The organism is Promicromonospora sp. NPDC023805 (assembly GCF_040639635.1).
In the GTDB taxonomy this organism is placed as follows: domain Bacteria; phylum Actinomycetota; class Actinomycetes; order Actinomycetales; family Cellulomonadaceae; genus Promicromonospora.
Window position 1 is genome coordinate 1 of the sequence record NZ_JBFAAH010000034.1, and the last position, 23,240, is coordinate 23,240.

Genomic DNA, 23,240 nt, shown 5'->3' on the forward strand with positions numbered 1-23,240 from the left:
CATTTTTAAAACTTCCCCCATGTTTTCATCCGCTCAGGTCACCCGGGTGACCTGAGCGTCTGACACGTGCGCGAAGTTCTGACAGGTGCGCGGGCTCTTGCGAGCGGTCCCGGCGGGGTCAGGACGGGCGGGGCACCACTCCGAAATAGCCCTTCTCCGCCTCGCCGTTCTCCGCCTTGATCACGTGCATCACGGCGTTGATCAGCGCCAGGTGCGTGAACGCCTGCGGGAAGTTCCCGAGGTGGCGTCCGGTGCCCGGCTCGATCTCCTCGGCGTAGAGGTTGAGCGACGACGCGTAGCCGAGCAGCCGCTCGCACAGCGACTTGGCCCGCTCCACCTCACCGATCTCGACCAGCGCCGACACGAGCCAGAACGAGCAGATCGTGAAGGTGCCCTCCTCGCCCTGCAGGCCGTCGTCGGTCTCGTCGGTGCGGTAGCGCAGCACCAGGCCGTCCTCGGTGAGCTCGTCCGCGATCGCCAGCACCGTCGCCTTGACCCGGTGGTCGTCCGGCGGCAGGAAGCGCAGCAGCGGGACCAGCAGCAGCGACGCGTCGAGCGCCGGGTCGCCGTAGCGCTGCGTGAAGACGCCGCGCTCGTCGACACCCTTGGTGCAGATGTCGTCGAAGATCTCGTCGGCGATCTTCTGCCACGACTGCGCGTAGTCGAGCTCGTCGTACAGCCTGGCGAGCTTGGCGCCCCGGTCCATCGCTACCCAGCACATGAGCTTGGAGCTGGTGAAGTGCTGCGGTTCGCCGCGCACCTCCCAGATGCCCCGGTCGGGCTCGTGCCAGTGCTTCGCGGCCTCCTCGACCTGCCGCTTGAGGATCGGCCACAGCGACTCGGGCAGCTGGTCGCGCGACTTGGCGTGCAGCCACACGGAGTCCAGCACCGCACCCCACACGTCGTGCTGACGCTGGTCGTACGCGGCGTTGCCGATGCGGACCGGCTGCGCGCCCTCGTAGCCCGACAGGTGCGGCAGCTCGAACTCCTCGAGGGTCTCCTCACCACCCACGCCGTACATGATCTGGAGCTGCCGGTTGTCGCGACAGACGTCCTGGATGAACGCGAAGAAGTCGTTCGCCTCGCGCTCCAGGCCGAGGGTGTACAGCCCCCACAGCGCGAACGTCGAGTCACGGATCCACGCGTACCGGTAGTCCCAGTTGCGCTCGCCGCCCGGGGTCTCGGGCAGGGACGTGGTGGCGGCGGCGATCAGCGCACCCGTGGGGGAGTAGGTGAGCCCCTTCAGGGTGAGCGCCGACCGCTGGAGGTACGCGCGCCACGGGTGGTCCGGGAACTCGCCCTGCGTGATCCAGTCGCGCCAGAACCGCTCGGTGCGCCACATCGCGTCGAGGGCGCCCGCGTACGTCGTCGGCGCGCTCTGCGAGCCCCACGACATGGCGACGAAGTGCGTGGCGCCCTCCGTCATCCGCGTGCGCGCGGTGGCGCGCTTGCCCTCCAGCCCGAACCGCAGGCTGGACTGCAGGTGCAGGTCGGGGTTGGAGTCGCCGACGTGGGCCACCACCGACGAGTACCCGCTGTTCTCGTACTCCCAGTCGACCTCGGACCGGGCGTAGTCCGGGCGCGGCTCGCACACGACCTCGAGGTCCACCGTGCCCGATACGCACTTGATGGTGCGCATCAGGATGTGCTCGGCGTCGTCGTCCGTGGGGGTACGACGGTGCGTGCCCGAGCGTGACTCGAGGTCGTGCCACGGGCCCATCAGCATCGCGTCGCGGACCACGAGCCAGCCGGTCGGCGTCTGCCAGGTGGTCTCGAGGATGAGCGTGCCGGGCAGGTAGCGGCGCGCGACGGGCACCCGCACACCGTGCGGCCCGACGCGGAAGTAGCCGGCTCCCCGGTCGAGGATCTTCGCGAAGATGCTGGGGGAGTCGGGTCGGGGGACACACATCCACTCGACACTGCCCGACGGCGCGATCAGCGCGTTGGTCTCACAGTCGGAGAGGAACCCGTACTCGCCGATGTGCGGGAACTTGCTGCGTCCGTCCCAGGCGCGCGGGGAGGCGCCGTCGCTCGTCGTATGTCCCTTCACCGGACCCGAGTTCGTGGGCTTCGGGGTCTGGCGGCGCCGTGGGGATCTGCCGGATGCCGTGGGAACTTCGGCATCGGCCCCCACGGGCTCAATCGATTCGAGCGTCATGGGACTCAAGGGTTCCGCACGTTCCGCGCAGGTGGCAAGCCGGGCGTGTGTGACGCGCGGAACCCCTCCTCCATGCACCGTCATGAATTCTTGAAGGAATATCCGGGTTGTGTCGATCGAGCGGTTTCCCGTTCGACCTGTGGATGAGAAGGTCCCATCAGAGGGCCCGGACACACAGGAGAAGAAACCATGCCGAAGTACATGCTGATCATGCGCTCGACCGACGAGACGAAGGCCGTCTACGAGAACATGGACTTCGAGAAGATCATGAACGACATGGGCAAGTTCAACGAGGACATGGTCCAGGCGGGCGTGCTCGTCGCAGGCGAGGGCCTCGCGGACGAGACCGACTCGGTCGTCGTCGACTACTCGTCCGAGACGCCCGTCGTGACGGACGGTCCCTACGGCGAGACCAAGGAGCTGTTCAACGGCTTCTGGATCGTCGACGTCGCCTCGCGGGAGGAAGCCGTCGAGTGGGCCAAGCGGGCACCGCTGGCCGGGCCGGGGAGCAAGCTCGAGATCCGTCGCGTCCAGCAGCTGGAAGACTTCCCGCAGGACAACGAGCACATCCAGAAGGAGCGCTCATGGCGCGAGTCGACCGGTCAGCTCTGACGCCGGCTCCGGGTGAGCAGGACGCCGCCCGGCGGGCCGTCGAGGCGGTCTGGCGGATCGAGTCCGCGCGCATAGTGGGTGCGCTCACCCGCTACACCCGCGACTTCGAGCTCGCCGAGGACGTGGCCCAGGAGGCGCTCGCCGAGGCGCTCGTCTCCTGGCCACGCGACGGCGCACCGCGCGATCCCGCGGCGTGGCTCATCGCGACGGCGCGGCGCCGGGCGATCGACGCCTACCGGCGCCGCGCCGGGCGGGACGAGCGGTACGCCGCGCTCGCGCACGGCCTCGCCGAGGGGGAGGCGACGTCCGGCGTCGGAACGGGGCCCGCTGGGGCTGGGGCGAGCGTCGTCGCAGGCCAGCCGGGTTCTGACCCGGCTGAGGTCGATCCTGACCGGATCGACGACGACGTGCTCGCGCTCATGTTCGTGTCCTGCCATCCAGTGCTCTCGCGGGAGGCGCAGGTCGCGCTCACGCTGCGGGTCGTGGGCGGCCTGACGAGCGACGAGATCGCCCGGGCGTTCCTGGTGCCGGTCGGAGGCGTGCAGGCGCGCATCACGCGCGCCAAGAAGACCATCGCCGCGGCGCAGGTCCCGTTCGAGGTGCCGGACGGCGCGGACCGGACCGCCCGGCTCGCCTCGGTGCGAGGCGTGCTGTACGTGATCTTCACGGAGGGCTCGTCGGCGACGTCGGGCGACGACTGGATCCGGCACGACCTGGCGCGCGAGGCGGTGCGCCTGGCCCGGGTGCTCAGCCGGCTCGCACCCGAGCCGGAGACGTTCGGCCTGCTCGCGCTGCTGGAGCTCACCGCTGCCCGGTTCCCGGCCCGCGTGGGGCCGTCGGGCGAGCCGATCCTCCTGGAGGACCAGGACCGGCGCCGCTGGGACCGGGCGGCGATCATCCGGGGCAGGGCGGCCCTGCGCCGCGCCGTCGGCCCGGCGGGTATGGGGGTCTACGCGCTGCAGGCGGCGATCGCGGAGTGCCACGCGGTGGCGCGTTCCGTGGCCGGGACGGACTGGGAGCGGATAATCGTGCTCTACGAGGCGCTCGGCCGCGTGGCGCCGTCGCCGGTCGTGGACCTGAACCGGGCGGTGGCTGTCGCGATGGCGCACGGCCCCGAGCTCGGGCTGCGGGTGGTGGACGGCCTCGTGGAGCGGGGCGTGCTGGCGGGATCGCACCTGCTGCCGGGAGTGCGGGGCGAGCTGCTCGCGCGGCTGGGCCGCACCGCCGAAGCCCGTGGCGAGTACCTGCGCGCGGCGGAGATGTGCGGCAACACGGCGGAGCGCTCGGTCCTGGAGGCCAAGGCATCGGCTCTCCCGTGACCCGCCCTCAACGGTCTCAGCGCAGCTTGAGGGTGGCCACCAGGACGCCCGTCAGGCACAGGGTGCCGCCGACCAGGGCGACCAGTGTGGGAACCTCGCCCAGGAGGGCCCACGACATGAGGACGGCGAGCGGCGCGGCGGCGTAGGTCGCGGCGCCGAGCCGGCCCGCCGTCGTGCGCGTCAGTGCGTAGCCCCAGGTGACGAACGCGATGGCGGTGGGGAAGACGCCGAGGTAGACGACGCTCAGCGTGGCCGACGTCGGGGCGGCGGCGAGCTCCCGCAGGAGCACCGGCGCGAACGGGAGGCATGCGACCGCCCCGACCAGGCAGCCCAGCCAGGTCATGGTCAGGGAGTCCACCTTGGGCAGCAGGCGCTTCTGCAGGATCGTGCTCCCGGCATAGATGACGGCGGCGACCAGGCCGAGGGCGACGCTCACCGTGTCGGACGCCCCGCTCGACGTGGCGAGCGCGATCCCGGCGACGCCGGTGAAGGCGATGCCGATACCGGCGAGGAGCCGTGCCGGGAACCCCTCACCGAGCGATATCCCGGCGAACACCGCGATCAGGATGGGGGCGAGCCCGACCAGGAGGGACGCGGTCCCGGCGTCGAGCGTGCGCTCCGCGGTGTTGAGGGCCAGGTTGTACAGCCCGAACCAGAGGACACCCCAGACGACGACGCCGGCCAGCGTCCGGCCGCGCGGCAGCCGGACCTTGCCGGCCACGCCGGCGATGACCGTGAGCGCGAGGGCGCCGACGAACATCCTGCCCAGCGCGAGCGGGCCGGGGGAGAAGTCGTGACCGGCGGACCGGATCCCGATGAACGCCGATGCCCACAGCACCACGGTCACCGCGGCGGCCGCGGGGACGAGGAAGCGGTTCGTTGCCGGCGGAGCAGCCAGGGCGGTCAGGGTCATGTCCGGAACCCTGCCCGGTGTCGGAGCCAGGGTCTGGCGGCTTTCGGCCGTGGTGTTGGTCATGATGCGATCGTCACCCCGAAACACTGTGAAGCACCAGCGATTCTTTCTTCATTCGAATTCAGTCTCGCTGTACAGTGGCTCCATGCTCGATGTCCACCGCCTCCGCGTCTTCCGTTCCGTCGTCGCCTCCGGGTCCATCGGTGCGGCAGCGGCGAACCTCGGCTACACGCCGTCCGCCGTCAGCCAGCACGTCTCGGCGCTCCAGCGCGAGACCGGCCTCAAGCTCCTGGCCCGGCACGGCCGCGGCATCCGGCCCACCGCCGCCGGGCATGCGCTGGCCGCCCAGGCCGACGGCGTGCTCGAACGGCTCGGCGAGGCCGAGGCCATGGTCGCCGACCTGCGCGCGGGCCGTACCGGCTCGCTCTCGGTGGCCTACTTCGCCTCGGTCGGCTCGGCCTGGCTGCCCGACGTCGTACGCACCGTGACCACGCAGTTCCCCGGCGTCCGCCTCGACCTGGAACTGGCCGAGCACATCCCGGACAAGACCGAGGACCGGGCGGACCTGCAGATCGTCGTCGCGCAGGCCGAGTTCGCGGCGGGGAGCGGCTTCACGGCCCACCACCTCCTCGACGACCCGTACGTCGCCGTCCTGCCGCGGAACCACCGGTTCGCCGACCGGGACGAGATCGAGCTCGCCGAGCTCGAGGACGAGTCCTGGATCGACAACGACTTCGCGCGCGGCTGGTGCCGCCGCAACCTCCTGGAGGCGTGCACGGCGGCCGGCTTCAGCCCCACGTTCCGCGTCGAGGCGCACGACTACCCGACGGCGGTCGCGTTCGTGGAGGCGGGAATCGGCATGACGGTGCTGCCCGAGCTCGGCGCCGTCAACCTGCCGCAGGCGACCGTCTCGGTGCCCGTGGTGCGGCCCGCACCCGTGCGCTCGATCTACGCGGTGCTGCAGGACGCCGTCGCGCACACCCCGCCCGCGATCGCCGCCCTGGACGCGCTGCGGCAGGCCGCCGTCGCTTCGCGGGCAGCCGTGGTGGCCGCATAGGGTGGGTGGGTAACGGCGCTGGGACTGCTCGGCGCCCTCCCGATCGAGAGGTACTCCTCGTGACCACGCTTCCTACCGCCTCCGGCACCTTCGGTGACAAGCCGGAGCTGACGTTCCCCGAGGGTGGCGCACCCGCCGGCCTGCAGGTACAGGTCCTCTCCGAGGGCAACGGCCCGGTCGTCGAGTCCGGGCGCACCATCGTGGTGAACTACCTGGGCCAGACCTGGGGCGGCCACGTTTTCGACAACTCGTACGACCGCGGCACGACCATCGACTTCCCGATCGGCGTCGGCGCCGTCATCGGCGGCTGGGACAAGGGCATGGTGGGCCAGAACGTTGGCTCGCGTCTGCTGCTGTCGATCCCGCCGGAGCACGGTTACGGTGCGCGGGGGGTGCCGCAGGCTGGGATCGGCGGCGGGGACACGCTGGTGTTCGTCGTTGATGTCGTCGACGTGAAGTGACGTTGTTCGGGCTCTTCGGGTAGGGCTCGCGGGCGGAGAACAAGAACGCCTGCGCGGACTGGGCCGACGAGGCGCCTCCAGAGGCGGCTCACCTGTTTCGTCCTTTTACGTCCGCGCAGGCGTTCTTGTTCTCCGCCCGCTCTTCTGTGGGCGTCACTTCTCGGTTGGTGGGGTTGGCGGGGTTGGTGGGGTTGGCTGGTTTGGCGGGTCGGCCGGGTGGTTGACCGGCGGGTTGACCGGCGGTTGGTTGGTTAGCTGGTTGGGGGGTAGCTGATCAGCTGGGGGGCGGCGAAGCTGCCTACTGCCGGGGCACCCGTGTTGTTGATGATGTGGTTGATGCCGCCCGAGCCGTTGAGGAAGACGCTGGTCATGGAGCGGAACTTGACGTTCGGGGTGGTGGGGGCCTGGATGCCGGACTCGACGCGGATGTCCTGGCCCTGGTTGAAGAACGAGTAGACGCCGAGGCCTGTCGCCTCGTGGTTCCGCACGTCGTCCGCCACGCGGTAGGACGCATAGCCGAGGCGGTCGCCGTCCATGAACGCAGCCTGCGACGGCGGGTCGTACGGGATCTCGCTCTGGTAGAAGATCGTGCGGCCGTTCTCGCCGTTCCAGATCGTCTGCTCCTCCTGGTAGTGCTCGACGAACAGGCCGGTCGCCGTCACGTCGTCACCGTTGACGATGACGCCGTGCGCGCCGGTGTTGCCGCCCCAGGAGACGCCCTGGCCGTGGTCCGCGCGCCACGCCCAGATGTGGTCGAGCAGGGTGTGGTCGCTGTTCACCTCGATCGAGGTGATCGCCTTGCCCTCCCAGGGGCCGCCCACGCGGACGAAGACGTCGGTGAGCGTGGTCGGGTTGGCAGGGTCCGAGACGCTCGCGCCCTCCGGGCCGACCTGGATCAGGGTGGCCGACTCCGGCACGTTCGCGTCGGCGGTGATGCCCGCGACCTTCACGCCCGCGACGTCGCCGATCTCCAGCACGCTGTTGCCCGCCGTCGGGGTGAGCGAGGCGTAGCCGAGCCCGAGCACCACCGTGTCGGCACGGTCGACCCGCAGAGCGGCGTCGAGCTCGTAGACGCCCGGCGTGAGGATGAGGTTCTTGCCGTCGGCCAGTGCGGCGTTGATCGACGTGGCGGAGTCGACGTCCTCCCGCGCCACGTAGAAGTCGTTCATGCCGATCGACGTGCCCGACTCCGCAGACGTCGACCAGTCGGTGCCGCTGCTGCCGGTGCGCGCGTTCGGCACGAAGACCGCGAGCTCACCGTTGCCGCTCCGGTACAGGAACGGGGCCTCGCGGCTGATCGGGGTGTTGTCGAACGTGGTCTTGACGCCCTTCACCCCGTTGCCGAGGTCCTGCCCGAAGTCGGTGGCAGGGGCGCCGTCGACACCCGAGAACACCATGTTCCAGACGCCGCCGTCCCAGGTGCCGACCTCGCTGTTGCGCGTGAACCACTGCTGCTGCGAACCGGTGGCGATGGTGCCGGCCACACGGGAGTTCGCGAGGTAGCCGCCGGAGGCGAACTCGCCGTACCGGCCGAAGACCGTGAGGCTGCCCTGGATGTCCATGCGGCGCATCGGCGCGGCCTGCGACACCGCCCAGCGCATCTGGTGCGGCTCGGTCACGCCCGCGGGGAACGGGCGAGCGGCGTCCTCACCGACCGGGCGCTGGATGGGGTTGATCGCCATGTTCGACATCGACCGCCAGAAGTGGTTCAGCGAGCCGGGGGCGGCGCACTCCCACGGCCGGTCCGGGCAGCCGACCACGGGCTCCACGTGCAGCGCGCCGTTGATCTGCACGGCGTTCGGCTGCGCGCCGAGGCCCGAGATCGACTCGTAGTACCCGACGGTCTGGTTCACGATGTCGGTGGCCGTGGCCGGGTCGTCCTGGCCGGCGGCGCTGCCGTAGGTGCCGGGCTCGAAGAACACCTGGTGCCGGCCCAGGCTCATCTCGGCCTCGTCGTTCACCGAGTCGAGGAACGTGTTGATCCGGTCGGTCGTCCAGGTCGGGTCGATGAACGTGACGTTGGGCCCGAAGTCCGGGTCGGCCGCCGCCTTCTTCGGCTTCTTCACCTTTGGTTTCTTCGCCTTCTGTTCTTTGGCCTCGGACGTCGCGTCCGGCTTGGCCGCGGAGGTCTTCGCCATGGCCCTGCCGGCGTCGGTGGCGGACGGCGCGGCGGTGGCCGGCAGCGCTGCGACAGCGGCTCCGGCGGCGAGCGATGCTGCGACCGCCGCGACGGCGGCGCCGCGCAGTGTGGTGCGGAGTGTCCTCATCGACAGATCCTTCGAGCTCGGGGCAGGCCGGCGATGACCGGGCACGCTGCCGGTGCGGGGTGCGCCCGGGGCGAGCGCCCCGCAAGGCTAGCGGTACGTCACTGACTAGTCTGTAAGTGCTTTCCGCAGGCTGCGGGTCACCGTGAACTTCGGGTTCTGGGCCACATGCTCCGTCGGCCCGACGGCGCGTTGCAGTGCGCCGCGGTAGTGCAGCCCCGTGTTGAAGACGGTCCACAGCTCGCCGCCTTCACGCAGGACCTGGCCCGCCGCGGCGAACATGCGGTGCGCGGCGTCGGTGCTCAGCGCGGCGCGGTCGTGGAACGGCGGGTTGAGCAGCACGAGGTCCGCCGAGCCGTCAGGGACGGGGAGCAGGTCCCCGGCGTCGCCCCGCACAACGGCGGCCCTGACGCCGTTCGCGGCGAACGTCGCCGTCGTCGAGGCGCAGGCGGCAGCGCTCCGGTCCGACGCGATCACGTGGGCGCGGGGGTAGCGCAGCGCCAGGACGGCCGCGAGGATGCCGGTGCCGCAGCCGAGATCGACCGCGACGGGGCGCCCGTCCAGGTAGTCCGGTCCGAACGGGGAGGTCGCCGGGGTGTCCTGAGTGCCTGGTGCGTCCGCCAGCTCGGGCCAGCGGTCGGCCTGCGCCAGGAGGAAGCGTGTGCCGAGATCGAGCGTGGCACCGGCAAAGGCGGCCCCGTGCGCGACGACGGTCAGCCCGGCGTCCGGCTTCTCCGCTTCTCCCGTGGCGCCGATGGCCGCCAGGATCTCGCGGTCGGTGAGCCGGGCGGTGACGGGGTAGGTGAGCGGCCCGACGTCGGACCGTGGCTCCCGCGCGATCAGCAGCCGCGACTTCTGCCGGGCGAGCGACGCGCTGACCTGCGCGAACGACGTGCCCAGCACGTCGTTCATCGCGTGCGTCATGTGCTTGACCCGGCCGCCGGCGAGCAGCGTGACTGCCGGGTCGGCGTACCGGGCCACGTGCTCGGCGATCTCGGTCAGCTCCGCCAGCGATGTAGGCAGCTGGAGCAGCACGAGCCGCGCGCCCGCGAGCAGCTGGGGCTCGAACTTGTCGTGCGAGGTCAGCCCCAGCGGGGCCGGTTCGTGCGGTACCGGCGCGCTGGCGGCAGCCCGTGCGTGCCCGTTCCACAGGACCTTGGCGACGCGTGCGGAGTTGGCGCCGAGCGCTGCCTCCGCCGTGATCGCGTCCTGGTGCACCCGGACCTCGCGCGCGCCGCGCGCCAGGGCGCCGAGCGCCAGGGCGCCGAACCGGTCGCCGATCACCACCACGCCGTCGGGGTCCCGCGCGATCAGCGGCGCGGCCTCGTCGAGCAGGAGCCGGTCGGTCGCGTCGACGGCGACGGGCCCGTCGGCGCGCGAACCGTCCTCGGGAAAGGGCAGGAGCTCGGCCAGGACGGCGTCGGCCTCTGGGCTCACCGGGCGGAGCGGGCCTTCTTCTCCGCAGCCTTGCGGGTCTCCTCGACCCGCTCCTCCTCGGCGCGCACCTGAGCGGCGATCTCGCGCTCCTGGGCCAGCCAGGCCGGCGGGTTGTCGCGCATCTCGTTGATCTGCTCGGTGGTCAGCGGTTCGGTGATGCCGCCACGAGCCAGGCCGGCGATCGAGATGCCGAGGCGCCCCGCCACGACCGGCCGTGGGTGCGGTCCGTTGCGGCGCAGCTCGGCGAGCCACTCGGGCGGGTTGGTCTCCAGCTCCTCGAGCTCTGCGCGCGTTATCGGGTTGTCCTGGAACTCCTGCGGGGTGGCAGGCAGGTAGACGCCGAGTCGCTTGGCGGCATTGGACGGCTTGAACCGCTGCGAGGCGAAGGAGGAACTCATGTTCTTAGGGTATCGGCGCCTGCCCTTCCCGCTCTCCATGGCGGGCGTGATCCTCACCGCTCATTCAGGTCTGCGGGGATCCAGGCAGAACGGGGGTGGGGCGCGGGCCGTAGCCTTGGCACGTGAGCCAGCCCCTGCCCGACGTCGGACCGCCTGTTCCGGGTGGCGACCCCACCGATCCCTCGACCACCGGGCCGGAGGTCGAGGACGGCGCGGAGCCCGTGGAGGACGCCGACGTCTACGTCGACCCGAGCCTGCCGCGTTTCCGCCTGGCGTACGTGCCCGGTGCGACACCCGGGAAGTGGGTCTCCGTGTGGCGTGAACGGCTGCCTGACGTGCGGCTCGACCTGGTGCAGCTCGAGTCGGACGCTGTCCTCCCCGCCCTGAAGGCGGGGGAGGCTGATGCTGCGATCGGCAGGCTCCCCGTGGACAAGGAAGTGTTCTCCGCTATCCCGCTCTACGAGGAGGCGTCGGTCGTGTGCTTCTCGCGGGATCACCTGCTCGCCGCCCTCGAGGAGGAGGAGACGGTGTCCACCGCCGACATCGCCGGGGATCCCGTCTGGGTCCCCGCGGACGACGTCCTCTTCGCCGCACATCCGGTTCCTGGCGTCGTGCCCGTGGATCCGGACGGGAAGCCGCTGGGCCAGGTCCCGACCACCGCCGACGCCGTGGCGACGGTCGCCGCGAACGTGGGGGTCGCGGTGCTGCCCATGTCGGTCGCACGCCTGCACCGCCGCAAGGACGTCGTCTATCGCCCCCTCGTGGACGGGCCGACGGCGCCAGTGGGGCTGATCTGGCCTTACGACCGCACCACCGACCTGGTCGAGGAGCTCGTCGGGATCGTCCGCGGACGCACGGTGAACAGCTCGCGCGGCCGGGGTCGCCCGACCGCTCAGCCGGCAGAGGATGCCGCTGCGGGCGCCGCCGGAAAATCCGCGAAGGCCGGGGTGAAGAAACCGGTGAAGGGCGGGGCCGCTGGGCGCTCCGGCGCGGGGCGCAGCGGGGCGAAGACAGGTGGTCGCGGGGGTGTTCAGCGGGCTGGTGGCGGTCTCCAGCGGGGCAAGGGTGCACGCCCGGCCTCCAAGGGGAAGAAAAAGGGCAAAGGAAAGTAGGGGCGAGATCAAGTCTTTGTAAGATATTTCGATGGAACAATGGATATTGGCGATCTGCGCCATTGTCGCTACGCTCCGGGGTCGTGCCTGAAAGATTGGGCACGCGACAGATCCCCGTCTCGAAGGAGCGCTCAGTGCGCAAGATGACCGTCTTGGGAGCTTCCGCGCTCCTCGTCGCCGGCCTGATGGGCTCGCCTGCCGCCGCGTTCGCCGCACCGATCGCCGGCGCTCCCGTCGCGATCACCGGTGGCGGCAACGACGGCGCGACCTGCCCGAAGGACGGCAAGGTCGACGTCACGGGCGAGCAGGTCACCCTCGAGGTGACCGCAGAGCCCGGCTACCTGATCACCGGTTACTGCGTGAAGGCCGGCTCGGACAAGCAGGGCGACGGTCCCGTCAACGTGGACGTCGACCCGCCCGCCGCGACCGTGACGATCTCGCACCCGTCCGGCAAGGCGATCAGCCACTACACGCTCGTCACGGTCAAGGCAGGGCCGACGCCGGAGCCCAGCCCGTCCGAGCCGAGCCAGGAGCCGAGCGTCGTGCCGAGCGGCGAGCCCTCCGAGGGTTCGTCCGGCACCCCGTCGGAGCCTGCCGTCGAGCCGAGCGGCACCCCGGACGACGAGTCGACGGCCCCGGCCGACGATGTCGAGGCGACTACCGCGCCGTCCGGCGAGGAGCCCGGTGAGCTCGCTGCCACCGGCGCCAGCACCGTCATCGGCTTCACGCTGATCGCGCTGGCCCTCGTGGGTGGCGGCGTGACGCTGATCGTGCTTCGCCGCAAGGGCGTCCTGGGTAGCTGATCCAGCCGCACCGAGCGACCGCTGGTAGAGCGGGCGTCCGGCAGGTTCTTTCGTTCCATGGGCTTCGGCCCTGGGCGAAGGGCCAGCCGGACGCCCGCTCTCTTTGTTGTGAGCGGGTGAAGTCTTTCGAGAGCCGGGTGAAATCCACTACTGGGACCCTGGGCGATTTGCGGTAAAAGGCTATTGCGCATCTGGTTGCACGCGAAGCCTTGTCGCGGCGGGACCTTTGCGGATCCAGGTTCAGCCCTGTTCCAGGGGATTGGCGTTGAATCCATGCAACGTGACGTTCGGGATGCCCAGCGGGCCGTCGATGCGTGTGCATACGCCCTGGTCCCAAGCGCTCGGGGTGAAACTCCTGATCACCGGGGCTCTGCGCGTGTCCGGGGCGGCTGAACACCGCGGAAGCCCACCCTTTCTCTCCGCTCTGTCAGAAAGGGGCGCTCAGCCGCCGTGAAATGCCGTGTCGGGCCTCGTCATGAGCCCACAGTGATGTCCATTTTGATGCTCTTGCATGGGATCCGCTGCGGATCTAGCGTCGAAATCAACAGACGCGCCGCGAGCCTTCTCTGCGGCGTCCCGCGCCGAGAAAAGGAACATTGAAATGAAGACCATATCCGCGCTAGGGGCCGCTGCGCTCCTGGCGCTGGGGCTCTATGGCTCGGCTTCGGCCGTGGCGATCGGCGCCCCGGTAGTAGCCGCAGGTGAGGAGCAGGTCTGCCCCGGCGACAAGATCGACGTGGTCGGGAACCATTCGTCCGTCACTGTGACCGCACCCGAAGGCATGGTCATCGTCGGGTACTGCGTGAAGGCAGGATCCGCACAGCAGGGCGACGGCCCGGAGTTCGTGCCCGTCGACCCACCGGCCACCGAGGTGACGATCACGCACTCGACCGGCAAGGACGTCAGCCACTACTCCGTGACCTACGCGCCGGCACCGACTCCAACCCCGACGCCGACTCCGACGCCCACTCCCACTCCCACTCCCACTCCCACTCCGACTCCGAGTCCGACGCCCACACCGACTCCCACCCCGACCCCGACGGAGCCGACGCCGACTCCCACGCCGACGGAGCCGACACCGCAGCCGACCCCCACAGAGCCGACTGACCAGCCCACGCCGACGGAGAAGCCGACACCCGTCAAGCCGCCGGCCCAGTCACCCCCGCCGTCCGATCTCGCTTCGACCGGCCCGGCCGAGACGATCGGCTATTCGATGCTGGCCCTCGCCCTGACCGGCGGAGGCATCGCGTTCATCGTGCTCGCTCGGCGACGGCTCACCTGAGCGATCCGCGCAGATTCGTCTCTGCCGAGACAGAACGGGGCGACGTAGAACCGATGGTTCGGTTCTACGTCGCCCCGTTTCCGCGTCGTCAGTCCTGCCGCCGGTTTCTACTCGGCCGGGGTAATGGCCGTCACCTGGATGATCAGCGCCTGCATCGGCCACAGCGTCGGCAGCTGCAGGCCGACGCCGGTCAGCATTGAGCCGGGTATGTCGATCGCTTCCTTGCCGAGCCAGCCCGGCGTGACCCCGCCGAGCCACTTCGCCGTCCCGACCTCGTCGCGCACCTGGACGCTGTACCGCAAGGTGGGGTCGAGCCCGTCGAACCGCACGCGTTCGGTGAGCGCGTCCTGCGGCGACGCGACGGTCGCGACGGTCCACATACCCGCCGTGCGGTCGGGTGACACGAAGCCGGTGACCCGCAACGCCGGGTCCACCGTGTCGGCGTGCACCACCGTGCCGGTGTGCACGAGGGCCCGGAGCTCCTTGTAGAGCGCCGCGTACGCCGCGACAGCGGCCAGCTCGTCCTCGGTGCAGGACAGCAGGTCCCACTCGAATCCCGCGTGACCCTGCAGCGCGGTGGCCACCCGGTACGAGAGGTCGGTGGTCCGCCCCGACGAGTGCGTCGGCGACGGCCCTACGTGCGCCCCGATCAGCTCGGGCGGCAGCACCAGCGAGGTCCACCGCTGGATGTCCTGGCGTTCCAGGGGGTCGTTGGAGTCCGACGCCCACACCCGGTCGGTGACCTCCAGGATCCCCAGGTCGGTTCGGCCCCCGCCCGAGGAGCACGACTCGATCTCCAGCCCCGGGTGGTCCGCCTTGAGCCGAGCGATCAGCGCGTACGCCGCAAGGGTCTGAACGTGCGTGCCCGGCCGGGAGACGCCGTCCGTGCCGATGTGGACGGGCTCGGCGAGGTCGCGGTTGTGGTCCCACTTGATGAAGTCGATCCCCAGCTGCGTCACGAGGGCCGAGATCTGCGCATGCACGTGCTCCCACGCGTCGGGGTTCGCGAGGTTGAGCACGTACTGCGTGCGGAACGAGAGGCCGTCCGGCGACGGGACCGCCGCCGTGTTCGACAGGATCCATTCTGGATGGGCACGCGCCAGGTCGGAGTCGAGGTTGACCATCTCGGGCTCGAACCACAGCCCGAACTGCATCCCCAGATCGTGCACCAGGCCGGCGAGCGGGTCCAGGCCCTCCGGCCAGACGTCGTGGTCGACGACCCAGTCGCCCAGGCCGGTGGTGTCGTCGCGGCGGGAGTGGAACCACCCGTCGTCGAGCACGAAGCGTTCCACGCCGACCGCCGCGGCACGCCTGGCGAGTCGCTCCAGCTTGGCCGGCGAGTGGTCGAAGTACACGGCTTCCCAGGTGTTCAGCACCAGCGGCCGGGGGCTCGTCACGTGCTGCGGGCGCGCCCGCATCCACGTGTGGAACCGGTCCGAGACACCGTCCAGCCCTGTCGGGGACCACGCGAAGTACGCCACCGGCGTCCGGTAGGACTCGCCGGGAGACAGGTGGATCTCGCCCGGCCGCACCAGCTCGCCGGCACCGAGCAGCGTGGTGTGCTCGGTGAGGTGGTCCACCCGGTGCGTGACGTCGGCGCTCCACCCCAGGTGGGTCGCCCACACCTCGCCGGTCCGGTTACGCGGCGTGCCCGACGACGCCAGAGTCACCCAGGGGGCGTCATGTCCCGACCGTCCGCGACGGGTCTGGCGGGCAGTGCTGCCTGCCGGCATGGCGGTCGTGACCGGCACCTTCTCGCGGGACCAGCGCCCGGTGAACTGCGTGAGGTGGTCCGCGGAGCGGGGCACGGGCAGAGTGGCCTCGAGCCAGTGCACGTCGACCACGGCGGAACCGTCGTTGGTGAGCTCGTGCCGCAGGAGCACCAGCCCTCCCGGGCCGATCTCCAGGTACGACCGGAGCGTGAGCCCCAGCTCGGTATCCCGGGCCGTGACCACCAGCTCGGCCGCCGCTCGCTCGGCCTCGGAGACGGTCCACCGGGGGTAGAGCAGGACGCCGTCCGTCACGACGACGAGGCCGGGCCGACCCGCCCAGCCGTCGGACTCCTGCGGCAGCAGCGACGGACGCCAGGCCGCGTCGAGCGTGCCGGGCGCGGTCTGGCGGCTGGTCGCCAGGTCGAGCGCCTGCAGATCCGCGGACGAGAGGTCGCCCAGATCTGCGCCCCAGTGGAGTACCAGTGGCAGCCCCACCCGCGGATGCGCCACGACGACGGCCACGCCGTCGCGTCGCAGCACCGACCAGCTGGTGACCTCGTCAAAGTCCTTCATAGTGCTGTCCTCCGCCCCAGGACCACACAGTACGAGTGGTCACCGACATCAAGTTCAAAAAGGGTTCTAGCTTGCTGGTCTCGTCACGAGGTCGTTCTCCGTGCGCAGCACCGGCCGGGTGACCAGCGCGTCCTGCTCCAAGCCGCGGCTCGTCACGTGGAACACGGCCGTCGTACCTGCCGGAAGGTCGACCACCTGGTCGTCCACCTGCGCGTCCGGGTCGAGGCGGTCGGCAAGCAGCGTCACACCGAGGGCCAGCGACGTCGCCGTCACGTCCACCCGGTAGCCGCCGTCCTCCGCCGTCACGGTGGCCCGCACGGGCGCGGGGTCGAGGGCGAGGTCCTTGCTCTCCGCCCAGCGGTGCAGCCCACGGGCCTCGCCGAGCGCGACGACCAGCACCTCGTTCGCCGGATCGCCGACGGCGACCAGGTCACCGGCCAGCGGTACCAGGGTCACCGACCGCGGACCGACGGTCACCGCCTCCGCAGCCGCACCCGACGTCGCCAGCACCTCACCGCCGAGGGTGGTCCGGGCCGCCTCCACCTGCCCGGTCCATGGCTCGTCCGAGTCGTTCACGAGCGCCGCGACCAGATCCGCGCCGCGCGGCTGCACCGTGACGAGCCGGTCGGCGAACGCGTGCTTCAGCGCGTACCAGAGCGGCTTGCGCCGGGCGTCGCCGTCGATCGCTGCCCAGGACGTCACGGGCCAGCAGTCGTTGAGCTGCCACACGATCGCCCCGGCCGTGCGCGGCCACCAGGACCGGTAGTGCTCGAGGGCGTACTGGATCGCGCGAGCCTGGTTGAGCTGCGTCGCCCAGTGCCAGTCGCTGAAGTCCTCCGGCACGTCCAGGTGTGCGGCCATGCCGCCGTCGAGCTTGAGGTTGCCGTACTCCGCCTTCTGGTGGAGCAGGAAGACCTCGGACTCCTTGAAGCCGGGCGGGGCCTCTGCCGCGTCGTCGGGCAGGATGGCGCGGCGCATCGTCGCCCAGGTCGCCGGGCCCTGGAAGCCGAACTCCGACGGGAACCGCGGCACGTCGTCGCGGTAGTGCGTGTAGTCGACGCGGTTCCAGACGTCCCACTGGTGATGGGTGCCGTGGTCCGGGTCGTTGGGGTGCATCTCCTCGGGCGTGAAGCCGGGGGAGTAGGGCGAACCGTCCGAGTAGGGACGGGTCGGGTCGACCTCCGCCAACACCTTCGGGAAGAGCTCGTAGTAGTAGCCGGCGCCCCATGTGAGGTCGCCCAGCGGCCCCTTCCAGTCCCAGTCCTCGTGGCCCCAGATGTTCTCGTTGCCCCCGTTCCACAGCACGAGGGACGGGTGGGGCGCCAGGCGGGCGGCGTTCTCCCGCAGCTCCGCCTCGAACTCGGCCCGGTGCGGGGGCTCCTCCGGGTACGCGGCGCAGGCCAGCAGGATGTCCTGCCAGACCATGACGCCCTTCTCGTCGCAGACGTCGTAGAAGTCGTCGGACTCGTAGATGCCGCCGCCCCACACCCGCAGCAGGTTCAGGTTCGCGCCGAGCGCCTGGTCGACGCGCTGTTCCAGGCGCTCGCGCGTGATGCGGGTCAGCAGGTGGTCGTCCGGGATCCAGTTGGCGCCGCGCACGAACACTGGCTTGCCGTTGATGACGAACGTGAAACGTGTGCCGTGCTCGTCGGGTGTGCGGTCCACCTCGACGGTGCGGAAGGCCACCCGCCCGGACCAGGCGTCCAGCGGGTTCGAGCGGTCCTCGCCGTTGCCCTCGTAGAGGGTCACCTCGATGGGGTACAGCGGCTGGTTGCCGTGCCCGACCGGCCACCACAGGTCGACGTCGGGCACCTCGAACTGGCCGGTGAGCTCGATGATGTGGGCGGAGCCGTCGCCGCCGTGCGACCCGATGGTCAGGCCGCGGCCCCCGACGGAGACGTCGACCGTGAGCGCCCCGGCGTCGGACAGGCCGGACGTCTCGACCTCGATGCGGACGTCGACCAGCCCCGTGCCGACGTCGGCCACCGTCACCAGCGGCGTGACCTGCGCGAGGCGCGCCACGCGCCAACGCTGCACCCGGACGGGCCTCCACAGGCCCGCCGTCTGCAGATCAGGACCCCAGTCCCAGCCGAAGGAGCAGGCCATCTTGCGGACCATGTTGAAGGGCTGGTCGTAGGCCATGGGGCGCGTGCCGAGCCGCTGCGCCTCGGCTTCGGCCGTCTCGAGCGCGGAGTCCAGGTCGACCACGAGGTTGGCGGGCGTGCCGACGAGCTCGCGCACGTCGTACCGGTAGGAGCGGTGCATGTTCGCCGTGCGGCCCAGCTCGGTGCGGCCCAGCTCGTTGCGTCCCTGGCCGGCGCCGGTCCGCTCGACGTCCGTGTCGACGACGACTGTCGACACCGTGTCGATGCCCTCGAAGAGCAGGTCGACGCGCTCGTCGGGTGCCGCGGGCGGTTCGTCCAGGACCGTCGCGTACCGCCAGGTGGCGCGCTTCATCCAGGCGAGCGAGGTCTCGTTCGTGCCGAGGTACGGGTCGGGGATGAGCTCCTGCTCCAGCAGGGCGGTGTGACTCGTGCCCGGGACCGTCGCGGGGACGGGAACCCCGGCGAGGTCCGCCGGGACGGGGCCTCCCGTGGCCGTCAGGGTCCAGTCGGTCAGGTCGCGGCTGATCTTCATCGATCCTCGTCCTCCCAGAGCAATGTGCTCAGTGCGTGTGCGAGCCGACCCGAGCATAGAGGGCACGCGTCGTCCCGATCGAACCGATATCACCTGGCGGTTCGGCCCGTGGTTCAGTCCGGCCGGACCACCAGGCCGAGCATCTCGGCAAGCAGGATCGCCTGCGCCTCGCTGACGATCGCCCCGGTGAGACTGGCCGAGAGCGGGTCCAGCGACGACAGGTCGCTGCCCCGCAGGTCGGCGTTGCTCAGGTCGGCCTGTTCGAGGTCGGCGCCCGACAGGTCGCAGCCGATCAGCACAGCACCGGACGCCTTGATGCCGGCCAGGTCGGCCTCGCGGAAGCGGACGCCGTCGAACTCGGCGCCGGCCAGGGCGGCCCGGTGCAGGTCCGTGAAGGACCAGTTGCCGCCGGTGACCTTGAGGATGTCGAACCGGCAGTTGGCGAACTGAGAGCCGACGAGCTTGCAGCGCTCAAGCTTCGCGTCGAAGAACACGCAGGCATCGAACACGCACGACGTGAACGCGAATTCCGTGAGGTGGGCGCTGTTGAAACGAACGCCGCGGAAGACGCATGAGTCGAACGTCGCGCCCGTCCCCGTGGTCTCGGTCATGTCCACGTCGGCGAACAGCGTGGCCATGTGGTCCTCGCCGGTGAGGTCACGGCCGTACCAGTCTTCGCGGGCGACGGTGAGCTCGGTGGCGGGCATTCGAATCATGGGAGCGACCCTACGGCGCGCCACTGACACGCCCAGGGGTCGTGAGCGTGACCGTCGCGCTCGCAACGGTCACGCTCACGACAAAGGAGGGTGTCAGGCGGCGTCGGGGAACGGGACGCCTGTCGTGGCGTGGCACCGGTAGCCGTTCGGGTTCTTCGCGTCGGACAGGTACTGCTGGTGGTAGTCCTCGGCGTAGTAGAACGGTCCGGCCTCGGCGGCGGGGGCGATCTCCGTCGTGATCGCGTCGTAGCCCTTGGCGCTGAGCACCTCGGCGTACCGCTTCGCCGTCTCCTGGGCCGCCTCTGCCTGCTCCGGCGACGTCCAGTAGATCGCCGACCGGTACTGCGTTCCGACGTCGTTGCCCTGGCGGAAGCCCTGCGTCGGGTCGTGCCGCTCCCAGAAGATCTTGAGCAGCTCCTCCTCGGTGACCTTGGTCGGGTCGTACGCGACGAGCGCCGTCTCCGTGTGGCCGGTCCGGGCGCTGCAGACCTCGTCGTACGTCGGGTTGGGCGAGGTGCCGCCCATGTAGCCGACGGCGGTGCTCACCACGCCGGGCACCTGCCAGTAGATCTCCTCGGCGCCCCAGAAACAGCCCATCGCCAGGTACAGCACGCGCGTACCGGGCTCCCACGGGCCGGTGATCGACGAGCCGAGGACCGTGTGGGGGCGCGGGCTCTGCAGCACCGGCGCGGAACGGCCGGGCAGGGCGTTCTCGGGCGCGACCATCGTGGTCTTCGTGGAACCGGAGCCGGGGCCGAAGAGGGAGTTGAGGAACGTCATCCGACACACATCCTTAAGGGTCTGCTTCGTGCGACAGCACGTTTGCCTATGGCAACGCCCGCGGGCCTGGCAGTGTTCCGGGGCTACCGTTCTGCTGACCGCAGACCCTGGTGGCGTCGCGAAGCGGTTCGGGCCAAGGTCGGGTGATGAGGAGCGAGGTCGGTGTCGTAGCGGTCCTGTCGGACGTCCACGGGGTACTTCCCGTGCTGGACGCGGTGCTCGCGGAACCCGATGTGGTGGCCGCCGACCGCGTGGTCGTCACCGGTGACCACGCCGCCGGGCCGCAGCCCGTCGCGGTGCTCGACCGCCTGCGATCCCTGGGGGAGCGGGCGCTCCTGGTCCGTGGGAACGCGGACCGCGAGCTGGTCACGCTCGCGCGCGGCGGTGGCACGGCCATCCCCGATCCGGTCGCGCCGTGGGCGGCGGCCCAGCTGCGGCCCGACGACGTCGCCCTGCTCGCCGGCCTGCCGCACCCCGCGGAGCTGACGGTGCGCGGGTTCGGCCGCGTCGTGTTCTGCCACGGCACCCCGCGGGACGACGAGGAGGTGGTGCTCGTCGACTCCTCCCTGGAGCGCTGGGCCGAGGTGCTCGGCGGGCTCGACGCCGACGTGAGGACCGTCGTCATGGGCCACACGCACATGCCGTTCGTCCGCCTCGTCGACCGGCGGCTGTGCGTCAACCCCGGCAGCGTCGGTATGCCGTACGGCCGGGCGGGCGGATCCTGGGCGCTCCTGCGGGACGGGCAGGTCGAGCTGCGGCACACGCCGGTCGACGTCGAGACGGCGGTGGCCGCGATCGCCACTGCCAGCACGTACCCCGGCGCCAAGGAGTGGGCGCGGGAGTACGTGACCTCGGCCAACAGCGACGCGGACGCGCTGCGGGCGTTCGCTCCCCGGGATGGCCGGGTGAAGGGGGGAGATACCGACCAGGACTGAGCCGTCGGTGTCGGTGTCCCGGCGTAGCGTGCGTCCCATGGCAGACACCGATCCCGAGGTACTCATCACCGACGCCGCAGCGTGGCGCGCCTGGCTTGACGAGCACGAGGGGACGTCGGACGGCGTCTGGCTGGTCCTCGCGAGGAAGGGCAAGGACTCCGCGACGAGCCTGACCCGTGACCAGGCGCTCGAGGAGGCGCTGTGCAGCGGCTGGATCGACGCCCAGGCGCTCAGCCGGGACGAGACGACCACGCTGCAGCGCTACTGCCCCCGCCGGTCCCGCAGCCGGTGGTCGGCACGGAACGTGCGCATCGCGGACCGCCTGGTCGCCGAGGGGCGGATGCGTCCGCGCGGCCAGGAGGAGATAAACAAGGCCAAGGCCGACGGGCGCTGGGAAGCGGCCTACGAGGTCAACAGCAACTTCGAGGTACCGCCAGACCTTGCCGAGGCGCTCGCGGCGAGCTCTCGTGCCGCGGCGATGTTCGAGATCCTCACCGCGCAGAACCGGTTCGCGATCCTGTTCCGGATCACGGGGGTCAAGAAGGCGGAGACCCGCGCCCGCAACATCACCAAGTTCGTCGAGATGCTGGAGCGCGGCGAGACGCCGCACCCGCAGAAGCGAAAGCTGGAGGCCTGACGGCGGGGAGCGGCACCCGGACGACGTTCGAGACATGTCGGACCCGTGTACGGGCGGTGCACCTTTCGTGCGGCGCGTGAGCACGTCAGCGGCGTGTCGGTGTGCTCCCCTAGGGTCGTATCCGTGTCGCAGACCGAGGAGACAAGCGTGACGTCCAACCAGACCACCGCGCCGCCCATCGACGATTCGGGCGCTGTCCCACCAGCCATCCGGGCGGCCGCCTCATGGTCGTGGCGCATGCTGCTCATCGGTGCGTTCGTGGCCGCCGCGCTCTGGCTCATCACGCTCCTGAAGACGATAGTGATCCCGGTGGCGGTGGCCCTGCTGCTCACGATCATGCTGACGCCGCTACGCCGCCTGCTGAACGAGCGGCTGCGCGTGCCGCGCGGGCTGTCCGCTGGCCTGTCGCTGGTCGGTCTGGTCGTCGTGGTCGCCGGCCTGATCACGCTGGCCGGGCAGTCGATCGCCAACGGGTTCGCCGACCTGCGGACCCAGGCCATCAGCGGCTTCAACGAGCTGTGGACGCAGGTCTCGGTGACGTTCGGGCTCGAGAACGAGCTGGGGAGCTACAGGCAGGACATCCTCGACCAGCTCGAGACGCAGCAGAGTGCGATCGTGAGCGGCGTCTTCGGCGCCGCCGCCACCGCGGGCAGCGTGCTGGTCGGGGCGTTGATCGCGCTGTTCTGCACGTTCTTCTTCCTGCACGATCCGCGCGGCATCTGGGGCTGGCTCGTCGGTCTGCTGCCGCGCTCCTCCCGGGAGCGGGTCAACCAGGCCGGCCGGCGCGGGGCCGTCACGCTCGCCGCCTACACCCGCACGCAGATCCTCGTCGCCGCGGTGGACGCCGTCGGTATCGGGATCGGCGCGGTGTTCTTCGTCCCGTCGCTCGCCCTGCCGATCAGCATCCTGGTGTTCGTCGGTTCGTTCGTGCCGGTGGTCGGTGCCATCGTGACGGGTGCCATCGCCGTCGTCGTGGTCCTCGTGTCGAACGGCTGGGTCGCCGCACTCATCATGCTCGGCGTGGTGCTGCTGGTGCAGCAGATCGAGTCGCACGCGCTGCAGCCGTTCCTCATGGGCCAGGCCGTCTCGCTGCACCCCGTCGCCGTGATCCTCGCCGTGGCCGCCGGGTCATATGCCGCCGGCATCGTCGGTGCACTGTTCGCGGTGCCCCTCGTAGCCGTGCTGAACACCGTGATCCTCTACCTCAACGGGCACGACAAGTTCCCTGAGCTCGGTGCCGAGGACGCCTTGCCCATCCGGTGGCGAGCGGCCGACGCACCGCCGATCCCGCTCCGGCTGCGGCGCAGCCCCGGCGTGGTGGCCGAGGCGGCCGTCGAGGACGTCGGCGTCGCCGAGGACCTGGACCCCTCGGGCCGAGGCCCTTCAGAGGGTGATCAGAAGCGCTGAACGTGCATCCGGCGGCATAGTCGGGCA

The 23,240-nt window shown here is 70.7% G+C and carries 19 protein-coding genes; 10 read left to right on the forward strand and 9 right to left on the reverse strand.

Annotated features, from left to right (window positions below; genetic code table 11):
• Positions 1-118: 118 nt before the first annotated feature.
• On the reverse strand, positions 119-2,050 hold the full coding sequence (locus AB0F70_RS24525) for a glycoside hydrolase family 15 protein (protein ID WP_357454801.1): 1,932 nt from the start codon (positions 2,048-2,050) through the stop codon (positions 119-121).
• A 297-nt stretch (positions 2,051-2,347) separates the two neighbouring features.
• Between AB0F70_RS24525 and AB0F70_RS24530 the strand changes: the two genes are divergently transcribed.
• Positions 2,348-2,770, forward strand: a complete 423-nt coding sequence (locus tag AB0F70_RS24530) for a YciI family protein (RefSeq protein ID WP_357454805.1) — start codon at positions 2,348-2,350, stop codon at positions 2,768-2,770.
• Positions 2,743-4,089, forward strand: a complete 1,347-nt coding sequence (locus AB0F70_RS24535) for a sigma-70 family RNA polymerase sigma factor (RefSeq protein ID WP_357454808.1) — start codon at positions 2,743-2,745, stop codon at positions 4,087-4,089. Before AB0F70_RS24530 ends, AB0F70_RS24535 begins: the two co-directional genes overlap by 28 nt.
• A 16-nt stretch (positions 4,090-4,105) precedes the next feature.
• Here AB0F70_RS24535 and AB0F70_RS24540 read toward each other — a convergent pair whose 3' ends face one another.
• Positions 4,106-5,065: a DMT family transporter gene (locus AB0F70_RS24540; protein ID WP_357454811.1), complete on the reverse strand. Its 960-nt coding sequence runs from the start codon at positions 5,063-5,065 to the stop codon at positions 4,106-4,108.
• An 82-nt stretch (positions 5,066-5,147) separates the two neighbouring features.
• On the opposite strand from AB0F70_RS24540, the gene AB0F70_RS24545 reads away from it, so the two are divergent.
• A complete protein-coding gene (locus tag AB0F70_RS24545) occupies positions 5,148-6,059 on the forward strand; it encodes a LysR family transcriptional regulator (RefSeq protein ID WP_357454814.1) in 912 nt (303 codons plus the stop codon).
• 59 nt (positions 6,060-6,118) lie between these two features.
• Positions 6,119-6,520: an FKBP-type peptidyl-prolyl cis-trans isomerase gene (locus AB0F70_RS24550; protein WP_357454817.1), complete on the forward strand. Its 402-nt coding sequence runs from the start codon at positions 6,119-6,121 to the stop codon at positions 6,518-6,520.
• 251 nt (positions 6,521-6,771) lie between these two features.
• Here AB0F70_RS24550 and AB0F70_RS24555 read toward each other — a convergent pair whose 3' ends face one another.
• The 3 genes from AB0F70_RS24555 to AB0F70_RS24565 form a co-directional block, all read right to left on the reverse strand.
• The gene (locus tag AB0F70_RS24555; protein ID WP_357454820.1) at positions 6,772-8,787 is read right to left on the reverse strand and encodes an adenylyl cyclase; all 2,016 of its coding nucleotides are present in this window, start codon (positions 8,785-8,787) and stop codon (positions 6,772-6,774) included.
• A gap of 105 nt (positions 8,788-8,892) precedes the next feature.
• On the reverse strand, positions 8,893-10,221 hold the full coding sequence (locus tag AB0F70_RS24560) for a methyltransferase (protein WP_357454822.1): 1,329 nt from the start codon (positions 10,219-10,221) through the stop codon (positions 8,893-8,895).
• Positions 10,218-10,619: a DUF5997 family protein gene (locus AB0F70_RS24565; protein WP_357454825.1), complete on the reverse strand. Its 402-nt coding sequence runs from the start codon at positions 10,617-10,619 to the stop codon at positions 10,218-10,220. Before AB0F70_RS24565 ends, AB0F70_RS24560 begins: the two co-directional genes overlap by 4 nt.
• A 122-nt stretch (positions 10,620-10,741) precedes the next feature.
• Between AB0F70_RS24565 and AB0F70_RS24570 the strand changes: the two genes are divergently transcribed.
• The 3 genes from AB0F70_RS24570 to AB0F70_RS24580 all read left to right on the forward strand — a co-directional run bounded on the left by AB0F70_RS24570 (position 10,742) and on the right by AB0F70_RS24580 (position 13,816).
• Positions 10,742-11,731 (forward strand): LysR substrate-binding domain-containing protein, encoded by a 990-nt coding sequence (locus AB0F70_RS24570; RefSeq protein WP_357454828.1) that lies wholly within the window; start codon positions 10,742-10,744, stop codon positions 11,729-11,731.
• A 134-nt stretch (positions 11,732-11,865) separates the two neighbouring features.
• Entirely contained in the window at positions 11,866-12,534 is a 669-nt protein-coding gene (locus tag AB0F70_RS24575) for an LPXTG cell wall anchor domain-containing protein (protein ID WP_357454831.1), read from the forward strand.
• Between the two features lie 601 nt (positions 12,535-13,135).
• Positions 13,136-13,816, forward strand: coding sequence for a hypothetical protein (locus AB0F70_RS24580; protein ID WP_357454835.1), 681 nt, complete (start codon positions 13,136-13,138; stop codon positions 13,814-13,816).
• Between the two features lie 107 nt (positions 13,817-13,923).
• Here AB0F70_RS24580 and AB0F70_RS24585 read toward each other — a convergent pair whose 3' ends face one another.
• The 4 genes from AB0F70_RS24585 to msrA all read right to left on the reverse strand — a co-directional run bounded on the left by AB0F70_RS24585 (position 13,924) and on the right by msrA (position 20,234).
• Positions 13,924-16,101, reverse strand: coding sequence for an alpha-galactosidase (locus AB0F70_RS24585; protein WP_357454838.1), 2,178 nt, complete (start codon positions 16,099-16,101; stop codon positions 13,924-13,926).
• A 66-nt stretch (positions 16,102-16,167) separates the two neighbouring features.
• Positions 16,168-18,738 carry a glycoside hydrolase family 2 TIM barrel-domain containing protein gene (locus AB0F70_RS24590; protein WP_357454841.1) on the reverse strand — a complete coding sequence of 857 codons (2,571 nt, stop codon included), beginning with the start codon at positions 18,736-18,738 and terminating at the stop codon, positions 16,168-16,170.
• Positions 18,739-18,851: 113 nt separating this feature from the next.
• Positions 18,852-19,454 carry a pentapeptide repeat-containing protein gene (locus AB0F70_RS24595; protein ID WP_357454844.1) on the reverse strand — a complete coding sequence of 201 codons (603 nt, stop codon included), beginning with the start codon at positions 19,452-19,454 and terminating at the stop codon, positions 18,852-18,854.
• A 93-nt stretch (positions 19,455-19,547) separates the two neighbouring features.
• Positions 19,548-20,234 carry a peptide-methionine (S)-S-oxide reductase MsrA gene (gene msrA / locus AB0F70_RS24600; protein ID WP_357454847.1) on the reverse strand — a complete coding sequence of 229 codons (687 nt, stop codon included), beginning with the start codon at positions 20,232-20,234 and terminating at the stop codon, positions 19,548-19,550.
• 146 nt (positions 20,235-20,380) lie between these two features.
• On the opposite strand from msrA, the gene AB0F70_RS24605 reads away from it, so the two are divergent.
• The 3 genes from AB0F70_RS24605 to AB0F70_RS24615 all read left to right on the forward strand — a co-directional run bounded on the left by AB0F70_RS24605 (position 20,381) and on the right by AB0F70_RS24615 (position 23,213).
• On the forward strand, positions 20,381-21,169 hold the full coding sequence (locus tag AB0F70_RS24605; protein ID WP_357454850.1) for a metallophosphoesterase family protein: 789 nt from the start codon (positions 20,381-20,383) through the stop codon (positions 21,167-21,169).
• Positions 21,170-21,206: 37 nt separating this feature from the next.
• Positions 21,207-21,806 (forward strand): YdeI/OmpD-associated family protein, encoded by a 600-nt coding sequence (locus AB0F70_RS24610; protein ID WP_357454853.1) that lies wholly within the window; start codon positions 21,207-21,209, stop codon positions 21,804-21,806.
• Between the two features lie 147 nt (positions 21,807-21,953).
• Positions 21,954-23,213 carry an AI-2E family transporter gene (locus AB0F70_RS24615; RefSeq protein ID WP_357454856.1) on the forward strand — a complete coding sequence of 420 codons (1,260 nt, stop codon included), beginning with the start codon at positions 21,954-21,956 and terminating at the stop codon, positions 23,211-23,213.
• Positions 23,214-23,240: the final 27 nt, after the last annotated feature.

What these genes read in the sequence shown, in the direction of transcription:
- AB0F70_RS24565 (WP_357454825.1), bottom strand. Translation starts at nt 10,619, where the DNA reads ATGAGTTCCTCCTTCGCCTCGCAGCGGTTCAAGCCGTCCAATGCCGCC.
- AB0F70_RS24535 (WP_357454808.1), top strand. Translation starts at nt 2,743, where the DNA reads ATGGCGCGAGTCGACCGGTCAGCTCTGACGCCGGCTCCGGGTGAGCAG.
- AB0F70_RS24605 (WP_357454850.1), top strand. Translation starts at nt 20,381, where the DNA reads ATGAGGAGCGAGGTCGGTGTCGTAGCGGTCCTGTCGGACGTCCACGGG.
- AB0F70_RS24585 (WP_357454838.1), bottom strand. Translation starts at nt 16,101, where the DNA reads ATGAAGGACTTTGACGAGGTCACCAGCTGGTCGGTGCTGCGACGCGAC.
- AB0F70_RS24580 (WP_357454835.1), top strand. Translation starts at nt 13,136, where the DNA reads ATGAAGACCATATCCGCGCTAGGGGCCGCTGCGCTCCTGGCGCTGGGG.
- msrA (WP_357454847.1), bottom strand. Translation starts at nt 20,234, where the DNA reads ATGACGTTCCTCAACTCCCTCTTCGGCCCCGGCTCCGGTTCCACGAAG.
- AB0F70_RS24555 (WP_357454820.1), bottom strand. Translation starts at nt 8,787, where the DNA reads ATGAGGACACTCCGCACCACACTGCGCGGCGCCGCCGTCGCGGCGGTC.
- AB0F70_RS24610 (WP_357454853.1), top strand. Translation starts at nt 21,207, where the DNA reads ATGGCAGACACCGATCCCGAGGTACTCATCACCGACGCCGCAGCGTGG.
- AB0F70_RS24595 (WP_357454844.1), bottom strand. Translation starts at nt 19,454, where the DNA reads ATGATTCGAATGCCCGCCACCGAGCTCACCGTCGCCCGCGAAGACTGG.
- AB0F70_RS24540 (WP_357454811.1), bottom strand. Translation starts at nt 5,065, where the DNA reads ATGACCAACACCACGGCCGAAAGCCGCCAGACCCTGGCTCCGACACCG.
- AB0F70_RS24545 (WP_357454814.1), top strand. Translation starts at nt 5,148, where the DNA reads ATGCTCGATGTCCACCGCCTCCGCGTCTTCCGTTCCGTCGTCGCCTCC.
- AB0F70_RS24530 (WP_357454805.1), top strand. Translation starts at nt 2,348, where the DNA reads ATGCCGAAGTACATGCTGATCATGCGCTCGACCGACGAGACGAAGGCC.
- AB0F70_RS24590 (WP_357454841.1), bottom strand. Translation starts at nt 18,738, where the DNA reads ATGAAGATCAGCCGCGACCTGACCGACTGGACCCTGACGGCCACGGGA.